Annotated in this window: 16 protein-coding genes and 1 tRNA gene; 8 read left to right on the top strand and 9 right to left on the bottom strand. The window is 71.1% G+C overall.

Translation table 11 applies throughout. The annotated features are described in order from the left end of the window. Positions 1–54: 54 nt before the first annotated feature. Entirely contained in the window at positions 55–1380 is a 1326-nt protein-coding gene (locus ACFSL4_RS09855) for a M20/M25/M40 family metallo-hydrolase (protein WP_381080683.1), read from the bottom strand. 187 nt (positions 1381–1567) lie between these two features. Here ACFSL4_RS09855 and ACFSL4_RS09850 point away from each other — a divergent pair. Further along, a tRNA-Leu gene (locus tag ACFSL4_RS09850) sits at positions 1568–1652 on the top strand. Positions 1653–2137: 485 nt separating this feature from the next. On the opposite strand, the gene ACFSL4_RS09845 is transcribed toward ACFSL4_RS09850, so the two are convergent. From ACFSL4_RS09845 to ACFSL4_RS09835, 3 genes are all read right to left on the bottom strand, one after another. Continuing rightward, a complete protein-coding gene (locus ACFSL4_RS09845) occupies positions 2138–2740 on the bottom strand; it encodes a recombinase family protein (protein WP_381080681.1) in 603 nt (200 codons plus the stop codon). A gap of 91 nt (positions 2741–2831) precedes the next feature. Continuing rightward, positions 2832–4205, bottom strand: coding sequence for an FAD-dependent oxidoreductase (locus tag ACFSL4_RS09840; RefSeq protein WP_381080679.1), 1374 nt, complete (start codon positions 4203–4205; stop codon positions 2832–2834). A 40-nt stretch (positions 4206–4245) separates the two neighbouring features. Continuing rightward, positions 4246–4551, bottom strand: coding sequence for a Tn3 family transposase (locus tag ACFSL4_RS09835; RefSeq protein ID WP_381080677.1), 306 nt, complete (start codon positions 4549–4551; stop codon positions 4246–4248). Between the two features lie 206 nt (positions 4552–4757). Here ACFSL4_RS09835 and ACFSL4_RS09830 point away from each other — a divergent pair, with 206 nt between their 5' ends. After that, a complete protein-coding gene (locus tag ACFSL4_RS09830) occupies positions 4758–5498 on the top strand; it encodes a dienelactone hydrolase family protein (RefSeq protein WP_381080675.1) in 741 nt (246 codons plus the stop codon). A 58-nt stretch (positions 5499–5556) separates the two neighbouring features. On the opposite strand, the gene ACFSL4_RS09825 is transcribed toward ACFSL4_RS09830, so the two are convergent. Continuing rightward, complete coding sequence (locus tag ACFSL4_RS09825; protein WP_381080673.1) at positions 5557–6717, bottom strand: DUF4158 domain-containing protein; 1161 nt, start codon at positions 6715–6717, stop codon at positions 5557–5559. Between the two features lie 389 nt (positions 6718–7106). Between ACFSL4_RS09825 and polX the strand changes: the two genes are divergently transcribed. Continuing rightward, on the top strand, positions 7107–8834 hold the full coding sequence (gene polX, locus ACFSL4_RS09820) for a DNA polymerase/3'-5' exonuclease PolX (RefSeq protein WP_381080671.1): 1728 nt from the start codon (positions 7107–7109) through the stop codon (positions 8832–8834). 8 nt (positions 8835–8842) lie between these two features. Here the strand turns inward: polX and ACFSL4_RS09815 are convergent, their stop codons facing one another. After that, a complete protein-coding gene (locus ACFSL4_RS09815) occupies positions 8843–9976 on the bottom strand; it encodes a CapA family protein (protein WP_381080669.1) in 1134 nt (377 codons plus the stop codon). 174 nt (positions 9977–10150) lie between these two features. On the opposite strand from ACFSL4_RS09815, the gene ACFSL4_RS09810 reads away from it, so the two are divergent. Together ACFSL4_RS09810 and ACFSL4_RS09805 are read left to right on the top strand one after the other, a co-directional pair. Then, entirely contained in the window at positions 10151–10951 is an 801-nt protein-coding gene (locus ACFSL4_RS09810; protein ID WP_381080667.1) for a ribosome hibernation promotion factor, read from the top strand. A gap of 40 nt (positions 10952–10991) precedes the next feature. Then, positions 10992–11231: a hypothetical protein gene (locus ACFSL4_RS09805; RefSeq protein ID WP_381080665.1), complete on the top strand. Its 240-nt coding sequence runs from the start codon at positions 10992–10994 to the stop codon at positions 11229–11231. Between the two features lie 91 nt (positions 11232–11322). Here ACFSL4_RS09805 and ACFSL4_RS09800 read toward each other — a convergent pair whose 3' ends face one another. Together ACFSL4_RS09800 and ACFSL4_RS09795 are read right to left on the bottom strand one after the other, a co-directional pair. After that, positions 11323–12633, bottom strand: a complete 1311-nt coding sequence (locus tag ACFSL4_RS09800; RefSeq protein ID WP_381080663.1) for a phosphoribosyltransferase family protein — start codon at positions 12631–12633, stop codon at positions 11323–11325. A 12-nt stretch (positions 12634–12645) separates the two neighbouring features. Continuing rightward, positions 12646–12957, bottom strand: a complete 312-nt coding sequence (locus ACFSL4_RS09795; protein WP_381080661.1) for a dsRBD fold-containing protein — start codon at positions 12955–12957, stop codon at positions 12646–12648. Between the two features lie 192 nt (positions 12958–13149). Here ACFSL4_RS09795 and ACFSL4_RS09790 point away from each other — a divergent pair, with 192 nt between their 5' ends. Further along, entirely contained in the window at positions 13150–13533 is a 384-nt protein-coding gene (locus ACFSL4_RS09790) for a YchJ family protein (protein WP_381080659.1), read from the top strand. A gap of 15 nt (positions 13534–13548) precedes the next feature. Here the strand turns inward: ACFSL4_RS09790 and ACFSL4_RS09785 are convergent, their stop codons facing one another. Beyond that, entirely contained in the window at positions 13549–14250 is a 702-nt protein-coding gene (locus ACFSL4_RS09785) for a FadR/GntR family transcriptional regulator (RefSeq protein WP_381080657.1), read from the bottom strand. A 141-nt stretch (positions 14251–14391) separates the two neighbouring features. Here ACFSL4_RS09785 and ACFSL4_RS09780 point away from each other — a divergent pair, with 141 nt between their 5' ends. Together ACFSL4_RS09780 and ACFSL4_RS09775 are read left to right on the top strand one after the other, a co-directional pair. Beyond that, the gene (locus tag ACFSL4_RS09780; protein WP_381080655.1) at positions 14392–14919 is read left to right on the top strand and encodes a gluconokinase; all 528 of its coding nucleotides are present in this window, start codon (positions 14392–14394) and stop codon (positions 14917–14919) included. A 136-nt stretch (positions 14920–15055) separates the two neighbouring features. Further along, a complete protein-coding gene (locus ACFSL4_RS09775) occupies positions 15056–16453 on the top strand; it encodes a GntP family permease (RefSeq protein WP_381080653.1) in 1398 nt (465 codons plus the stop codon). Positions 16454–16496 lie beyond the last annotated feature (43 nt).

Here is a 16496-nt window from a genome sequence, read left to right as displayed (position 1 = left end):
AAACGCGCCGAAACGATCAAGGAACACAAACAGCAGCGAGGTTAAACGCCAAGCTCAGGAGGCGTCGATGAACCGGTCGAGCACGCGCACCCCGAACTTCAGCGCGTCCACCGGGACCCGCTCGTCGACCCCGTGGAACATGCCCGCGAAGTCCAGCTCCGGCGGCAGCTTCAGCGGCGCGAAGCCGAAGCAGCGGATCCCCAGGTCGGCGAACGACTTGGCGTCGGTACCGGCCGAGAGCATGTACGGCACGGCGCGGGCGATGGGGTCCTCGGCCGACAGCGCGGTCTGCATGGCCTCGACCAGCGCACCGTCGAAGGTGGTCTCCAGGGCCTTGTCCGTGTGCACGTCCTCGCGCTTGACGCGGGGACCGAGGACGCGGTCGAGGTCGGCGAGGAACTCCTCCTCGTATCCCGGCAGGTAGCGCCCGTCGACGTGCGCGGTGGCCTGGCCCGGGATCACATTGACCTTGTAACCGGCGCCCAGCTGGGTCGGGTTGGCGGTGTTCTGCAGCGAGGCCCCGATCAGCTTGGCGATGCCGCCGAGCTTGGCGAGCGTCTCGTCCATGTTCTCGGGGTCGAGTTCGGTGCCGAGCGCGTCGCCGAGTTCGTCGAGGAAGTGCCGCAGCGTCTTGGTCACGCGCACCGGGAACCGGTGGCGGCCCAGGCGTGCGACGGCCTCGGACAGCTCGGTGATGGCGTTGTCCCGGTGGATCATCGAGCCGTGCCCGGCGGTGCCGTCCACGGTCAGCTTCATCCAGTGCATGCCCTTCTGGGCGGTCTCCACGAGATACAGCCGCAGCCGCTCGTTGACCGTGAACGAGAACCCGCCGACCTCGCCGATCGCCTCGGTGACGCCCTCGAAGAGCCCGGGGTGGCGGTCGACCAGGTGCCGGGCGCCCCAGGTGCCGCCCGCCTCCTCGTCCGCGACGAAGGCGAGGACGATGTCTCGGGGCGGCCGGCGTCCGCTGCGCAGCCGGTCCCGGACGACCGCAAGGGTCATCGCGTCCATGTCCTTCATGTCGACCGCGCCCCGCCCCCACACGCACCCGTCGGCGATCTCGCCGGAGAACGGATGGTGCGTCCAGTCCTGCGCGTTGGCCGGTACCACGTCGGTGTGGCCGTGGATCAGCAGCGCGGGCCGCGAGGGGTCCTCGCCCTCGATACGCGCCACCGTGGAGGCCCGGCCCCGGTGCGACTCGATGATCCGCGGTTCGAGTCCCACCTCCGCCAGCTTCGCGGCGACGTACTCGGCGGCCTCGCGCTCGCCGGGGCCGGAGTGGTCGCCGTAGTTGCTGGTGTCGATCTGGATCAGCTCGCGGCAGAGGTCCACGACCTCGTCCTCGCCGGTGACGCTCCTGGCCGTGTCCGTCTCGGTCACGCTGCTTCCTCCCGCTGTCACTGCCGGTGGTTCCCCCCTCATCCTCCCCCGATCCCGGCCGCGCCCCAAGCGGGCCGCCGTCCCCGTCACGGGCCGTTCACTCGGGAACAGGGTGTGATCGAACGGCCCCGAAAGCCTGGTAATGTTTCCTTCGTCGCCGCGGGGAAACCCCGACGACAGACACCTGGTCCGGGTGGCGGAATGGCAGACGCGCTAGCTTGAGGTGCTAGTGCCCTTTATCGGGCGTGGGGGTTCAAGTCCCCCCTCGGACACTCACCAGCAGGCTTGCGCCTGCCGAAAAGCTCGTCCGCCCCGGTAGGGGCTGGTGTCCGGGTGGTGTCGAGCGCAGGCGTTCCGGCAGCTGCTCTGGGTGGCCGATGATCGCCTGGGCATGATCGCCCGTCGTGCTGCTTCGACTTCTTCGAGACGATCACCCCCTGACCGGGATACGGCTGCATGTGTTCGCGGTGATCCAGCATGTCGGCACGGCGACCCGGGGCGAGCCGGTAGGCCCCGGAGTCCTATGGGGTGTTTCGAAAGTCCTGTGCGGTGCCCGCGGTGTCCGGTGCGTGCTCTCGGCGTGCCGGACGAAAGCCCTCGTACTGGACGTACTCGGGGTTCCGGCCGGTGCGGCGAGTGGGGGTGCCCCCTGCTCGAAGAGCTTGGGGGAGCGTGCCGGGCGCCGTGGGTGCTGTGCGGGACTTTCGAAACACCCCCTAGCTCAGACACCGGGGAGCAAGTAACCCGCCGGTAGCTTTCAGGGCTTCGCGGCCGTGGTCTTCTTGGGCTGGCGGGGCACGGTCTTCGTCTTGTCGAGGTGGCCATACACCGTCGACCGGGGCACACCGAACATGTCGGCGATCTGCTGGACGGTCTTCTCTCGTTCGTCGTAGAGCCGTTGGGCGAACGCGGCCTGGTCCGCAGTGAGCTTCGGCCGGCGCCCGCCGACCCGGCCGCGAGAACGAGCGGCGGCGAGTCCGTCGTTGGTGTTCGCCACGATCAGCTCGCGCTGGAGTTCGGCGAGCACGGACAGCATCCCGAACATCGCCCGACCCTCCATCGTGGCGGTGTCAATGCCTTGCTCGATGACGTGCAGCCCGATGCCGCGCTCGCGCAAGTCGGCACCGAGGGTCACCAGATGCAGCACGGACCGGGAGAGCCGGTCGAGCCGGGTGACCTTCAGTGTGTCGCCCTCGCGCAGCAGTTGGAGGAGGAGATCGAGCTTCGGCCGGGACGCCTTCGCGCCGCTCGCCTTGTCGACGTGGATGTTGTCGCGGTCGACGCCGGCCCGTAGCAGGACGTCGATCTGCTGATCGGGGTTCTGGTCAGCGGTCGAGACCCGCGCGTAGCCGATGAGCATGTGCCGGAATCTATCGGGCGGACCGTTCACCGACGTTGATGACGGTCGTTTGCCGACACTCAGCGTCGAAGGTGAGGTACCAGGCAAGCGCTCAGCCTGGAATGAGTGCATCCCACTGATCGCGAGTCGGGCCGTCGTGCGCTGGCGAGAAGTCTGGGTGGTCGGCCAGCCAGTCGGTAACGGCTCGGTTCACTTCGTCGGTGCCGTAGGCATCGTCGGCCGGTCGCAGGAGATGGCGTACCTGGGCACGGGCTCGCATGACGACGGGATCGTCAAAGGCGCAGGCGGCCAGGGCAGCAGCCTGTCGATCCGAGGGTGGTGAGCTCTCTCCAAGGCGTTGCTCGTTGGCGCGGTCGGCCGTCACCTGCGCGTCGAACAAGGGGCGGAGGGCCTGTGCGGTCCAGGTGTGGTAGCCAATGGGGTCCGCGGCGATCTGGTCGGCATGGGCGGCGAGGTGCTGGGCGGCGCGCAGGCCGAGGGCAGCGCCATGGCCCGAGGTGGGGTTGGTGTGGATAAGACTGTCCCCGACGTTGACCAGGCCAGTGACGATAGGTCCGTCATCGTCGACGAGGGCGGTCCAGCGGTTGTCCAGGCCGGCCATCGCCAGGACGGCTGTCTGTGGTTCGGGGGCCAGGTCGAGCCAGGCGGCGGTGGCGGGGAAGAGGCGGGCGACGGCCTCGAACACGGCGGGGTCGGTGAGCGCGCCTCGGGTCGGATCACTCGTGGAGAGCACCAGGTGCGCCGCGAAGATGTCGTTGTCGGAAGGGAAGACGCCAGCGAGAGCGAACGGTGCGGCCGAGCCGGTCTTTACCCGTCCGGGGTCACGCGGGCCGTCGGCGCGCAGGCGGTACCAGCGGCACAGATAAGCGATCCCGGTGCGGTGGCTGTCGGTCACGGGCGGGCGGGAGCCGGCCGCGGTCAGCCAGGAGGGGACGGGCGAGCGGCGGCCGGCCGCGTCGACGACGAGGTCCACCTGGTGCATTTCCGCGCCCACCTGTACGCCGGTAACACGGGCAGGGCGGCCCTCCTCGAAGGTGAGGGCGCGCACCCGGCAGCCTTGCCGCACTTCGACGGTGGGCTCCCGCCGCACGGCCGCGGTCAGGGCGGCCTCCAACACGATGCGGCGGGCGCGCAGGGTCACCAAGTCCTCATCGCCGGCCCGGTGCGGCGGATGCTCATCGAACCAGTTGAAGTCGTGGTATTCCCGGGCTCCGCGTGCCAGCAGGTCCGTGTAGACATCGGGGGTCTCGGTGCGCAACACGGTGCGGACGGGCGCGAGAAAAGAGTGGGGATGGTTGGCCTGCGGGACTCGGGGCCTGTCCCAGCAAAAGAAGTCCCGGTTCAGGTCGTCTCCGGCCTGCCGTGCAGCCTGCTCGAACAACGTGACCGTATGGCCCCGTCGGCCAAGCATGAGCGCCGTCCCTAGCCCGCTGATTCCCCCACCGATCACCGCAACCCGCGCCACCGAATTCCCCTTCGCGTCGTGTTGCGGAATGAGCCTACTGCTAGACGATCTTCAGTTCGAAATCAGCGTCGTCCGTCGCGGTGCGGGGGCGGGGCATGGCGGCGGCCGGTGCCAGGTCGAGCCTCTTGTCCATGTCCAGGCGGAAGGTGCCGTACGGGTTGACGTTGGACCAGAACAAAGCGGTCAGCCCACGCCGGTCCTCGTCGGTGAGCTTCTCCGTCCATGCCGGTTCGGCCAGCACCCGCTGGAGCAGCAGGGTGTTGACGTGCACGCGTGCGGACTGCAGCAGGTGCAGCGCGAGCATCGACGTCTCGGCGTGCTCCTTGCCGAACCCTGGGCGGTTCACCGACGCCATGCTGTTCGGCCACAGAGCTTCCGCAAAAACCCGTTGGCGGAACCACGGCAGCCACTGCTACGTTTCCGGAGGCCGTGCAAGAGAGCGAGGAGGTGGTACCCGTGAACGTATCGACATGGGTGCTCCCCTCCGGGGTCGCGGTCGGGCGATAGGTCGTCCGGGAGCGCCGTTCAATGGCACTCCCGAAAGGCACGACCATGCACTTCACTTCTGAACAGCGTCTCGACGACGCTGTTCTCGAGCGCGAATTCACCCTCGGTGAGATCCCCGGCATCCTGTGGACGCCCGCATCCACATCCGCGTCCGCACCGGCGCCGCTGATCCTGCTCAGCCCCCCTCCTCTCGGGCTGCGCAAGACGTACCCCCGGCTGGTGGCCCGAGCCCGGCACGCTGCGGCGGACGGCTTCGCCACGGCTACCATCGAGCTCCCCGGAAGCGGCGACCGGCCCCGTTGGCCCGGCGCCGAGCAAGCCCGCGCCGGCCTGCGCCGGGCCATGGAGGCCGGCGAGCCGGTCAGCGACGAGATCATCGACGCCCTCGTCCTCCCGCTCGTCGACAAGTCGGTCCCGGAATGGCAGGCCGCCCTGGACGCCCTCCTGTCGCTGCCCGAGATCGGCGGCCCGGTCGGGTACTCGGGGGGAGTGATCTCCATCGGGACCCGGCTGGCGGTGGTCGAGCCGCGCATCTCGGCCGCTGTTCTGTTCGCCGGGAGTTTCGTCCCCCGGGCCATGTTCGAGGAGGCCCGCCAGGTCACCATTCCGCTGCACGTCCTGCTGCAGTGGGACGACGAAGGGAACGACCGGCAGGCGACCCTGGACCTCTTCGACGCCTTCGGCTCCAAGGAGAAGACCCTGCACGCCAACATGGGCGGGCACACCGGCGTCCCGCAGTCCGCAGGCGACGAAGCGGGCCGATTCCTCGCCCGGCACCTGAAGTGACGCCGGGCCGTCAAGCCACCAGCAGACGGGGAGCCGTGTCGGCCAGGATGCTGACCATCTAGGGACAGGTCCCGGCCCTCCTCGGCTCTCTACACCACGGGCCCCTGCCAGACTCCCGGCAGGGGCCCGCACTGCCCGAAGCCATGAACTGCTCGACATCTGCAGAGCTTCGCAGGCTGCGCTCGACCAGCTGCTGGAACGGCTGGTCGATGTCCCCACGCCAGCCGGGACGACACCCCGCGAGATCGGAGTCCCAGCGACCGCGACGCTCCCGCCGATCGTCGCCGTCAACCAGGGCAAAAGCTAAGCTACTTGACAAACCTGATTCCACAGAAACCGGGTACGGCGCCGTGCGCACGTGCTCGTCCGGCTTGCCGATCGCGGCGTCGGCGAGCTTGAAGAGGATGCCCTCCTTGCCGCGGACCTTCCTCAGCTCCGCCGTCAGATGCCTCTCCACCCGGCGCTCGGTACGGGCGTTGATCTTCTGCACCAGGGCAACCAGCAGATCCACCAGGGCATCGGTGATCTCCGCCTGCCGAGAGGAGCACAGCGCCGCGAGCAGCGTGATCCGTACGTCCTCGGCGGTGTCCCGGAAATCCGAGGGGTACATCTTGATCGCCCGCGCCCGCCAGGCGGCCAGCAGCTTCTTCGAGCAGTCTGCGAACAGCCCGTCGGGCAGACCGAGTCTGCGCACGTCGTTCAGCTTGGTGATCTCCGTCAGCAGGGAGTCCAAGCCGACCGCGCCCGGGTCGCGCTTGAGCGCGGCCAGCAACGCGGTGCCGTCCTCGTTGTCCTCCCCGACCAGAGCCAGCAGCCGGGCCGTGCCCGCGTCACCCAGGCGCTCGATGGTCCGGGTGCAGAACGCCTTCTCCCACCGGCCCCGCGCAGCAACCAGAACCCTCTCGATCCTGGTCCGGCCCGGAGGCTCGATCTTCCTCTCCCGACACTCGACCAGCAGGGCCTCGCGCTGCCGGTCTTCCACCAGCTCGACCGGGCACACCTCGCCGGCCAGCCACGCCGTCAGCTGTTCCTCGTCCGCGAGGGTCGCCGGGCGGAAGCCCAGCGCCTCGCGGATTTGCTTACGGTGCCGCTTCGCGCCCGCCAGGTCGTACTTCGCAAGGTGGCGGCCGCCGTGGGCGACGCGGGCACGGCCAAAGGCGTCAGATTCGGCGCAGGCGGGCGCCCAGGAAGCACCGCGGGCACGGCCGCCGTCGATCACGATCGTGGTTGCCCGGAAAGTGCCGCAGCAGGCTGATCAGTGGTATGAAGAGTCGCTGCGGCCCGAAACTGCGGGCGCCGGCCGTCTGTCTCCTGGTCTTCCAGCACGTTCCGGTCGAGCGGACCGCCCGGCTGTGGCCTCCCTTCCGCCGGAGGCCGCCGATCTCGCCGACTCGGTGAACCTGATCCGGGCGCTGCTGGTCATGGGGCACATCCTGCACGCGGACGAGACCACTACCCGGATCGGGAGTGCGCGCTCCCGGTCCCACTCCCCCTCGGACACGATCTTCGACCAGCGGATGTGGCGAGTTGCGGCCCGATGGTCACAGTCCGCGTTCTCGTGTGCCTCCCGGTTGGTCCCTCCCGTGTGTCCGTTCCTAGACTCGGAGTGTGGGCCGGCCCAACGAGGAGGTCGAAGCGCTCCTTCAGGAGTACGCCGACCTCATCGCGATCACCGGAGGCGACGCCTTCAAGGCGCGCGCCTACGAGAAGGCCGCGCGTGCGATCGGCGGCTACCCCGCCGACGTCTCCCATCTGGACATCAAGGGACTGCGTGAGATCCCCGGTGTGGGCAAGTCCATCGCGGACAAGGTGACCGAGTACCTCCGCACGGGCACCGTCACCGTGGTCGAGGAGCGCCGGGCGGCGATCCCGGCCGGGGTGCGAGAGCTCATCACGATCCCCACCCTCGGGCCCAAGAAGGCGCTGACGCTCTACGAGGACCTGCACATCTCCTCGGTGAACGAACTGGCGGACGCCATACAGGCGGGCGAGCTGGAGGGCCTGAAGGGCTTCGGCAGGAAGACCGAGGAGAACATCCTGCACGGCATCGCGCTGATGCAGCGGGCGGGCGGCCGCATCCTGCTGCACATCGCGATGGACTCCGCCGAGGACATCGTCGCCGAGCTCTCCCGGGTGACCGGCTGCCGCCGCTGCGCCTACGCCGGTTCCCTGCGCCGTATGAAGGAGACCATCGGGGACATCGACGTCCTCGTCGCCGCCGACCGGTCCCGCCCCTTCATGGACGCGCTCAGCGAGCTGCCGTCCACCGGGGAGGTCATCGCCCACGGCGAGAAGAAGACGTCGATCCGCACGGTGAAGGGCGTGCAGGTGGACCTGAGGGTGCTGCCGCCCGGCTCCTGGGGCGCCGGACTGCAGTACTTCACCGGGTCGAAGGCGCACAACATCCGCACCCGCACGATCGCCATCCGCCAGGGGCTGAAGCTGTCCGAGTACGGGCTGTTCGAGGCCGACGGCGGCAAGGCGGTCGCCTCCCGGACCGAGGAGGAGGTCTACGCCCGGCTCGGCCTGCCGTGGATCCCGCCGGCCCTGCGGGAGGACCGGGGGGAGATCGAGGCCGGGCTGCGCGGCGAACTGCCCGAGGTGGTGACCGAGCGGGACGTCCGGGGCGACCTGCACACCCATACCGACCTGACCGACGGCCTCGCCCCGCTGGAGGAGATGGTGGCGGCCGCCGCCGGACGGGGCTACGCCTACTACGCCGTCACCGACCACGCGCCGAACCTGTACATGCAGCGCATGACCGATGAGAAGATCCTCGCCCAGCGCGAGCGGCTGCGGGCGCTGGACGGCACCCGCCACCGGATGCGGCTGCTGCACGGCACCGAGCTGAACATCGGCCCGGACGGCGAGGTGGACTGGCCGGACGACTTCCTGGAGGGTTTCGACCTCTGCGTGGCCTCCGTGCACTCCCACTTCCACCTCGGCCGCGAGGCCATGACCCGGCGGCTGGTGCGTGCCTGCGAGAACCCGCACGTGAACGTGATCGGGCATCCGACCACCCGGATCATCGGCAAACGGCCCGGCATCGACGCCGACTGGGACGAGGTCTTCGCCGCCTGCGCCCGCACCGGGACCGCGCTGGAGGTCAACGCGCAGCCCGACCGCCTCGACCTGGGCGACGAGGACATCCTGCGCGCCAGGCGGCACGGCGTGAAGTTCGCCGTCGACACCGACGCCCACTCCGTGCTCCACCTGGCCTACCTGCGCTACGGGGTCGGCACCGCGCAGCGGGGCTGGCTCACCGCGGACGACGTGGTCAACACATGGCCGCTGCCCCGGCTGCGCCGGTTCCTGAGCAAGGGCCGGAGCTCATGACGCGCCGGTCACCCGCCGCTCCCCGCGCCCCGCAGCGTACGGAGCGTGAGGGTGCCGTCGGGCTCCCGGTCGACGCCGGTGCCGAAGCCCCGGCAGTACCGGCCGAGGGTGGCGCGCAGCCACTCGGTGTCGTCGGGCGAGGGGTGCTCCAGCCGCATCCTGCGCGCCTGCAGGGGCACCATCCGCACGCCGGCCAGCCTGCCGGTGTCCGCCTCCACCGTCACCAGGTACAGCAGCCGCAGGTCGTCCCGGTAGTGCTCGTAGCCGCCGATGCCCTCGTAGTCGTCGACCAGGTCTCCGCAGCCGTACAGCACCAGCCGCCCCCGGTGGATCTCCAGGGGGCGCGGGTGGTGCGAGGAGTGCCCGTGCACGATGTCCGCGCCGGCGTCGACGAGGGCGTGGGCGAAGCGGACCTCGCCGCTCGAGACGTCGTAGCCCCAGTTGGGCCCCCAGTGGACCGAGGCGACCGCGATGTCCCCGGGGCGCTTGACCTGGCGCAGGCGGTCGGCGAACGCGGCCGTGGCGGCGGCCGACGGCCTCTCGACGAAGTCGACGCCGGACTGCTCCTCGCCGGCGGCCCAGCCGTGCGGGATCCCGCTGGTGGGCATCCCGAAGGAGAAGACCAGCACCCGTCCGCCCGTGTCCAGGGGGACGATCGCCGGCCGCCTGGCGGCGAGCGCGTCCCGGCCCGCGCCCGCCGTCCGCAGCCCCGCCCCGGCCAGGGCGTCGAGCGTCTCCTCCAGGCCGCGCCGGCCGAAGTCGAGCACATGGTTGTTGGCCAGCACGCACACGTCCGGGCGGGCCGCGGCCAGGCACGGCAGGTTGGCGGGGCTCATCCGGTAGTGGACGCCCTTGCCGGGCGCGAACTCCCCGTCAGCGGTGACGCTGGTCTCCAGGTTGATCACCCGCACGTCGGGCGCGGCGCCGTCCAGAACCCCCAGCGCCTCACCCCAGGGCCAGCTGAAGCCGACAGGCCGGGGAATCGGGCCGTTCGCGTCCTCGGCGAGGTCGACGTAGGCCCGGGCGTCGTGGATGTACGCCTCCCGCAGCGCCGGGTCGCCGGGGTGCGGAAGGATCTGGTCGACGCCCCGGCCGAGCATCACGTCGCCGCCGAGGAACAAGGTGACCGTGCCCTCGTGCATGTTCCCACGCTAAAGCGGTCCCGGGCGGTGTGCGAGGTCCGCGACGGGTGCACCCGTACGGTGACGGCCGACGTCACGGCCCCGGCGACGACGAGGCCGGGGACCTTCGGCCCTCCACATCCCACTGATCGGCGACAAGTCTGGAAGGTGACACCTTCCAGCACAGGAGGCGCCATGAAGCGATCGGCACCACAGCAGGCTCCCGACATCCAGGTGGAGGCCCAGGGCCAGATGCCGCCGGACGCGACGGAGTACGCGCGGGAGAAGGTGGGGGCTCTCATCGAACGGACCCGTGAACCGGTCCTGTTCGCCCGGGTCAAGCTGACCCGCATGGCGAATCCCGCCATGCAGCGGCCGGCGGTGGCCCAGGCCAACCTGGACGTCAACGGGCGCCTCGCCCGGGCGCATGTCGCCGCCCCGACGATGACGGAGGCCGTGGACCTGCTCCAGGACCGGCTCTCGGAGCGCCTGCAGCGGCTTGAGCGGCACTGGGAGGCCCGCCGCGGTCGGATGCCCGTCCCGGAGCCGCACGAGTGGCGGCACGGCAGCGAGCGCGCCCAGCGCCCTGACTACTTCCCGCGTCCGGCCGAGGAGCGGCAGGTCGTGCGGCACAAGTCGTTCTCCCTGGCCCGGGAGACGCTGGACGAGGCGGCCTTCGAGATGGAGATGATGGACTACGGCTTCCACCTGTTCACCGACATCGACACCGGTGAGGACTGTGTGGTGTACCGGGGCGGCCCGACCGGCTACCGGCTCGCCCTGGCACACCCCCACAACCCACCGGTCGACGGCGCGGCCGTGCCGCTGACCGTGAGCGAGCTGCCTGCCCCCCGTATGGGCGTGGACGAGGCGAAGCAGCGGCTGGACATCAGCGGGTTCCCGTTCGTGTTCTTCACCGACGAGGCCACCGGACGCGGAAACGTCCTGTACCACCGCTACGACGGCCACTACGGCCTGATCACGCCCGTCGAGTAGCCACCCGGCCTGCCATCGCCAGACAACAAGGAGGCCCGACATGACGCACCATTCCAGCGAACCGGACGCCGAGACCCGCGCCGCCGCTTCCGGCGCGGAGACGCCGATGAGCCCGGAGGCCCGGCTGAGCCGGCTGGAATCGCAGGTCGCGACCCTGGCCGGCGCCGTCCGGGCGCTGGCCCACGGCCTGGAGAACGTCCCCGCCGAGGACACCCCGCCGGAGGAGGCGGCCAAGGGAGCCCGGCTGGCTCATGAACTCCTGCTCTCGCAGGGCCTTTAGGCCACCGCACGGCGCCGCCCCTGTCCGCGCCCGTTCCGGCCCCCTGGGGGCCGGAACGGGCGCGGACAGCAGACGCGGGTGGGTGCCGTCGTCAGACGTGGGCGGGCGCCATGTGGTCGGTGAACCAGTCGCGGGCCAGGTCGGTCACCGCCTCCAGCGCTCCGGGCTCCTCGAACAGGTGCGTGGCGCCGGGGACGACCGCGAGCCGGTTCTCACAGCGCAGCCGGGCCTGAGCCTGCCGGTTGAGGTCGAGGACGGTCAGGTCGGCGCCGCCGACGATGAGCAGCGTGGCGGCCGTGACGGCGGGCAGCCGGGGCCCGGCCAGGTCGGGCCTGCCCCCGCGGGAGACGACGGCGGCCACGGACGCCTCCGGTTCGGCGGCGGCCCACAGGGCGGCGGCCGCGCCGGTGCTGGCCCCGAAGTAGCCGATGGCGAGCCCTTCCGCCTCGGGCTGTGCGCGTACCCAGCCGGTGGCGCCGGTGAGCCGTCCGGCCAGCAGACCGGTGTCGAACACGTTGGCCCGGTCGCGCTCCTCGTCCTCGGTGAGCAGGTCGAACAGCAGGGTGCCGAGCCCGGCCCGGTTGAGGCCCTCGGCGACGAACCGGTTGCGCGGGCTGTGCCGGCTGCTGCCGCTGCCGTGCGCGAAGAGCACGATCCCGTCCGCGTCCTCGGGCACGGTCAGCCGCCCCCGCAGCCGGGTGGGCCCGGCCGTGATCTCCACCTCCCGGTCGCGGGGTCCCGCGGCACCGGCGGCCGCCGCATGGGGCCGGCGTGCCGCCCGCTCCAGGCAGGCGACGACCTCCTCGTCGTCGACCTGGGAGAAGTCGGCGTAGAACTGGCCGATCGCGAAGAAGTCCCGCGGCGTGTCGAGGCAGATCAGTTCGTCGGCCTCCCCGCTCAGGCGCGCGGTCCAGTCCCGCGGCGCGACCGGGACCGCCAGCACGATGTGCGCGGCCCCGCGGGCCCGGGCGATCCGGCAGGCCGCCCGTGCGGTGGATCCCGTGGCGACCCCGTCGTCGACCACCACCACCGTGCGCCCCTCGACGCGGGCCGGTGGCCGGTCGCCGCGGTAGCGCCGGGCCCGCCGTGCCAGTACCTCGCGCTCGCGCTCCTCGACCTGCGCCAGTTCCCCGGGTGTGACGCGGGCCTCGCGCATCACCACGTCGTTGATCACACGCACGCCGTCCTCGCCCAGCGCCCCCATTCCCAGCTCCGGCTGGTAGGGCACGCCGAGCTTCCGGACGAGGCAGACGTCCATCGGCGCGCCGAGGGCTTCGGCGACCTCCAGGGCTACGGGGACTCCGCCCCTGGGCAGCCCCAGCACCACGACGTCCTTGCCCATGAGGTGCTGGAGGCGGGCGCCCAGTTGCCGTCCCGCTTCGGGACGATCCATGAAGAACACGATTCAGCCTCCTCATTCCCGAGGAAACCAGAGCGGGATCGGCTGGGCGCTCTCCGGCGCCCCGACCGCTCTGATGTCGCCTGCGGCGGCGCGCAGCAGTTGCCGGCCCAGCAGGATCAGGGCCCGTCCGGCGGCCAGTTCGTCACCGATCTCGGGCACCGCCCGGTCGTACGGGTTGCGGTGGGCCTCCGCGCGGCTCTCCAGCAGGTTGTCACCGGTGTCCAGGACGACCCGTGCGGTGGTGTCCGGGTCGCGTTCGGAAAGGTACAGGCGCAGCGTCCACTCCTTGGCGGACGGAGGCCGGCTGCCGTCGGCTCGAGTCATCTTCCGTCCCTCCTCACGCCGCAGCGAGGCAACGGGACACAGGGGCTGTGCGGCCTTCTTCCACTGTGACTCGGATGGGCGCTTACCGCATGGGCGGGCGGTTTCCGGCCGTGCGGGACCGGCGTCACGGCCGGCCGGGGGGCGAGGCATGGTCGCGGGCCGGCCGGCGGCGGCCCCGTGCCGGTGGGCACAATGGCGGTCATGACCACGCGTTCCTGCCCGTGCGGGCTGCCCGAGGCGTACGAGGACTGCTGCGGCCGCTTCCACTCCGGCGCCGCCCTCGCGCCGACCGCCGAGGCGCTCATGCGATCGCGGTACAGCGCCTTCGTGAGGCGCGACGCCGGGTATCTGCTGCGCACCTGGCATCCGCGCACCCGGCCGGCGCGGATCGACCTCGATCCGGGGATGCGGTGGACGGGGCTGGAGGTGCTGGGGACGACGGACGGCTCGGCGTTCCACACCGCGGGGACCGTGACCTTCCGGGCCTCCTACCGCGGTGGCTCGCTGCACGAGCGGAGCCGGTTCGCGCGGGTCGAGGGGGCCTGGGCGTACGTGGACGGGGACTTCCCGGAGTGAGCCGGGGCGGGGGGCTCAGGGGGCCAGGATGTCCAGCTCGTGCAGTGCGCCGACGGTGATCTCGCGGGTCAGCCGCTCCGCACGGGCCGCGTCGCCCTCGCGCACCGCCTCCGCGAGCTGGACATGCAGGGTGACGGCCGCCGGGTCGGGGTCCTCGAACATGACGTCGTGATGGGTGCGGCCCGAGAGGACCTCCGCGACGACGTCCCCGAGGCGGGCGAACATCTCGTTGCCCGAGGCATCCAGGATCACCCGGTGGAAGGCCACGTCGTGGAGGAGGTACGTCTCCAGCCTGTGGCCGCGTGAGTTGGCGACCATGCCGAGCGCGCACTCGGTGAGCCGGGCGCACTGCTCGGAGGTGGCGTTGCGCGCGGCCAGGCCCGCGGCCACCGGTTCGACCGCCGAGCGCAGCACGGTCAGCGAACGCAGCTGCTGCGGGCGGTCGGAGCCGGCCAGCCGCCACCGGATGACCTGGGGGTCGTAGACGTTCCACTCGGCCTTGGGGCGGACCGTCACGCCCACCCGGCGGCGGGACTCCACCAGGTGCATCGACTCCAGGACACGCACCGCCTCGCGCATCACGGAGCGCGACACCTCGAAGTGCTGGGCGAGTTCGTCCGTGCGCAGGACACTGCCCGGCGGGTATTCACCCGCGGTGATGGCGGGGCCGAGGGTGTCCAGTACATGGCCGTGCAGCCCCCGGCCCGGTGTGGTCATGCACTCAGCGTACGAGGAGGATCACGGGACGCAAAAGTCAGATTTATTTGTCGCAGAGTCTTGAATTCGTCGTACCTAATCGGTTTCAGTGACGTCCGACATCAGATGTCGACGAGGACGAAGACAGACAGCGAGGCAGCGATGAGCACCCCCCACGTCGTCGTGGTCATGGGCGTCGCGGGCACCGGCAAGACCACGATCGGTCCCCTGCTGGCGGCCCGGCTCGGCGTTCCGTACGCCGAGGGCGACGACTTCCATCCCCCGGCCAACGTCGCCAGGATGGCGGCCGGGATTCCGCTCGGCGACGAGGACCGCCGGCCCTGGCTGGACGCCATCGGCGCCTGGGCGCACGGGCGGGCGGGGCTCGGCGGGGTGGTGAGCTGCTCGGCGCTGAAGCGGGCGTACCGCGACCGGCTGCGGGCCGCCGCTCCCGGCATCGTCTTCGTTCACCTCGCGGGCGACCGCTCGCTCATCGAGGACCGGATGGCGCACCGGCGGGGGCACTTCATGCCCACGGCGCTGCTGGACTCCCAGTTCGCCACGCTCCAGCCGCTGGGGCGGGACGAGGCGGGGGTCGTGGTGGACGTCTCGGGCAGTCCCGGGGAGATCACCTCCCGCGCCCTCGACGCGCTGCGCGACCTGGAGCGGCCCGCCCGGTCCTCGCGGTAGCCCCCTCTCCCCCGCGCGGCCCGTCCTGCCCCCAGGGGGCGCCGCCGCGCGGCCCGTCCTGCCCCCAGGGGGCGCCGCCGCGCGGACCCTCCCCACCCGAAACCGAGAGTCCCTCTCCTCACCCAAGGGAACACCCGTGACCAGACTCAGCGTCGAGATGCTGGCAGCGGACCCCGTCGAGCCGATCACCTCGGCGGGACACGCTCGGCTGGGCATCGCGGTACTGGCGGGCATCGCCGTCATCGTGCTGCTCATCACCGTGTTCAAGCTCCACGCCTTCCTCGCCCTGACCATCGGCTCGCTCGCGCTCGGTGCGTTCGCGGGGGCACCGCTCGACAAGGCGATCACCAGTTTCAGCACCGGGCTCGGCTCGACCGTCGCCGGTGTGGGCGTCCTGATCGCGCTGGGTGCGATCCTCGGCCGGCTGCTCGCCGACTCCGGCGGCGCCGACCAGATCGTCGACACGATCCTCGCGAAGGCGGGGGGCCGTGCGATGCCGTGGGCCATGGTGCTGATCGCCTCGGTGATCGGCCTGCCGCTGTTCTTCGAGGTCGGCATCGTGCTGCTGATCCCGGTCGTGCTCATGGTCGCCAGGCGCGGCAACTACTCGCTGATGCGCATCGGCATCCCGGCGCTCGCGGGCCTGTCCGTGATGCACGGTCTAATCCCCCCGCACCCCGGCCCGCTCGTCGCGATCGACGCGGTCAAGGCCGACCTCGGCGTGACGCTGGCGCTCGGCGTGCTGGTCGCCGTACCGACGGTGATCATCGCCGGCCCGCTGTTCTCGAAGGTCGCCGCCCGCTGGGTGGACGCCCCGGTCCCGGCCCGGATGGTCCCTCCGCGCGCCTCCGAGGAACTGGAACGGCGGCCGGGTTTCGGCGCGACGCTGGCCACCGTGCTGCTGCCGGTGGTGCTGATGCTGTCCAAGGCGCTGGTCGACGTCGTCGTCGACGACCCGGCGCGGATGGTGCAACGCGTCTTCGACGTGATCGGCTCCCCCCTGACAGCCCTGCTCGCAGCCGTGGTCGCGGGCATCTTCACGCTGGGCCGCCCGGCCGGGTTCGGCAAGGAACGGATCTCGGGGATCGTCGAGAAGGGACTCGCGCCGATCGCGGGCATCCTGCTCATCGTCGGCGCGGGCGGCGGCTTCAAGCAGACGCTGATCGACTGCGGCGTGGGCCGGATGGTCCTGGACATATCCGAGGACTGGTCGATACCCGCGCTGCTGCTGGCCTGGCTGATCGCGGTGGCGATCCGGCTGGCGACCGGCTCCGCCACCGTGGCCACCGTCTCGGCGGCCGGTCTGGTCGCGCCGCTGGCCGCCGGCATGTCGACCACGCACACCGCCCTGCTGGTGCTGGCCATCGGCGCGGGCTCCCTCTTCCTGAGTCATGTCAACGACGCCGGGTTCTGGCTGGTGAAGGAGTACTTCGGGCTGAGCGTCGGGCAGAACCTGAAGACCTGGTCGGTCATGGAGTGCATCATCTCCGTGGTCGCCGGGGGCCTGGTCCTGCTGCTGTCACTCGTCCTCTAGGGGGTGTTTCGAAAGTCCTGTGCGGTGCCCGCGGTGTCCGGTG

Origin of the sequence: Streptomyces caeni, assembly GCF_042678285.1 — a bacterium.
Taxonomy (GTDB): Bacteria; Actinomycetota; Actinomycetes; order Streptomycetales; family Streptomycetaceae; genus Streptomyces; species Streptomyces caeni.
This window is presented reverse-complemented; position numbering and strand designations above follow the sequence as displayed.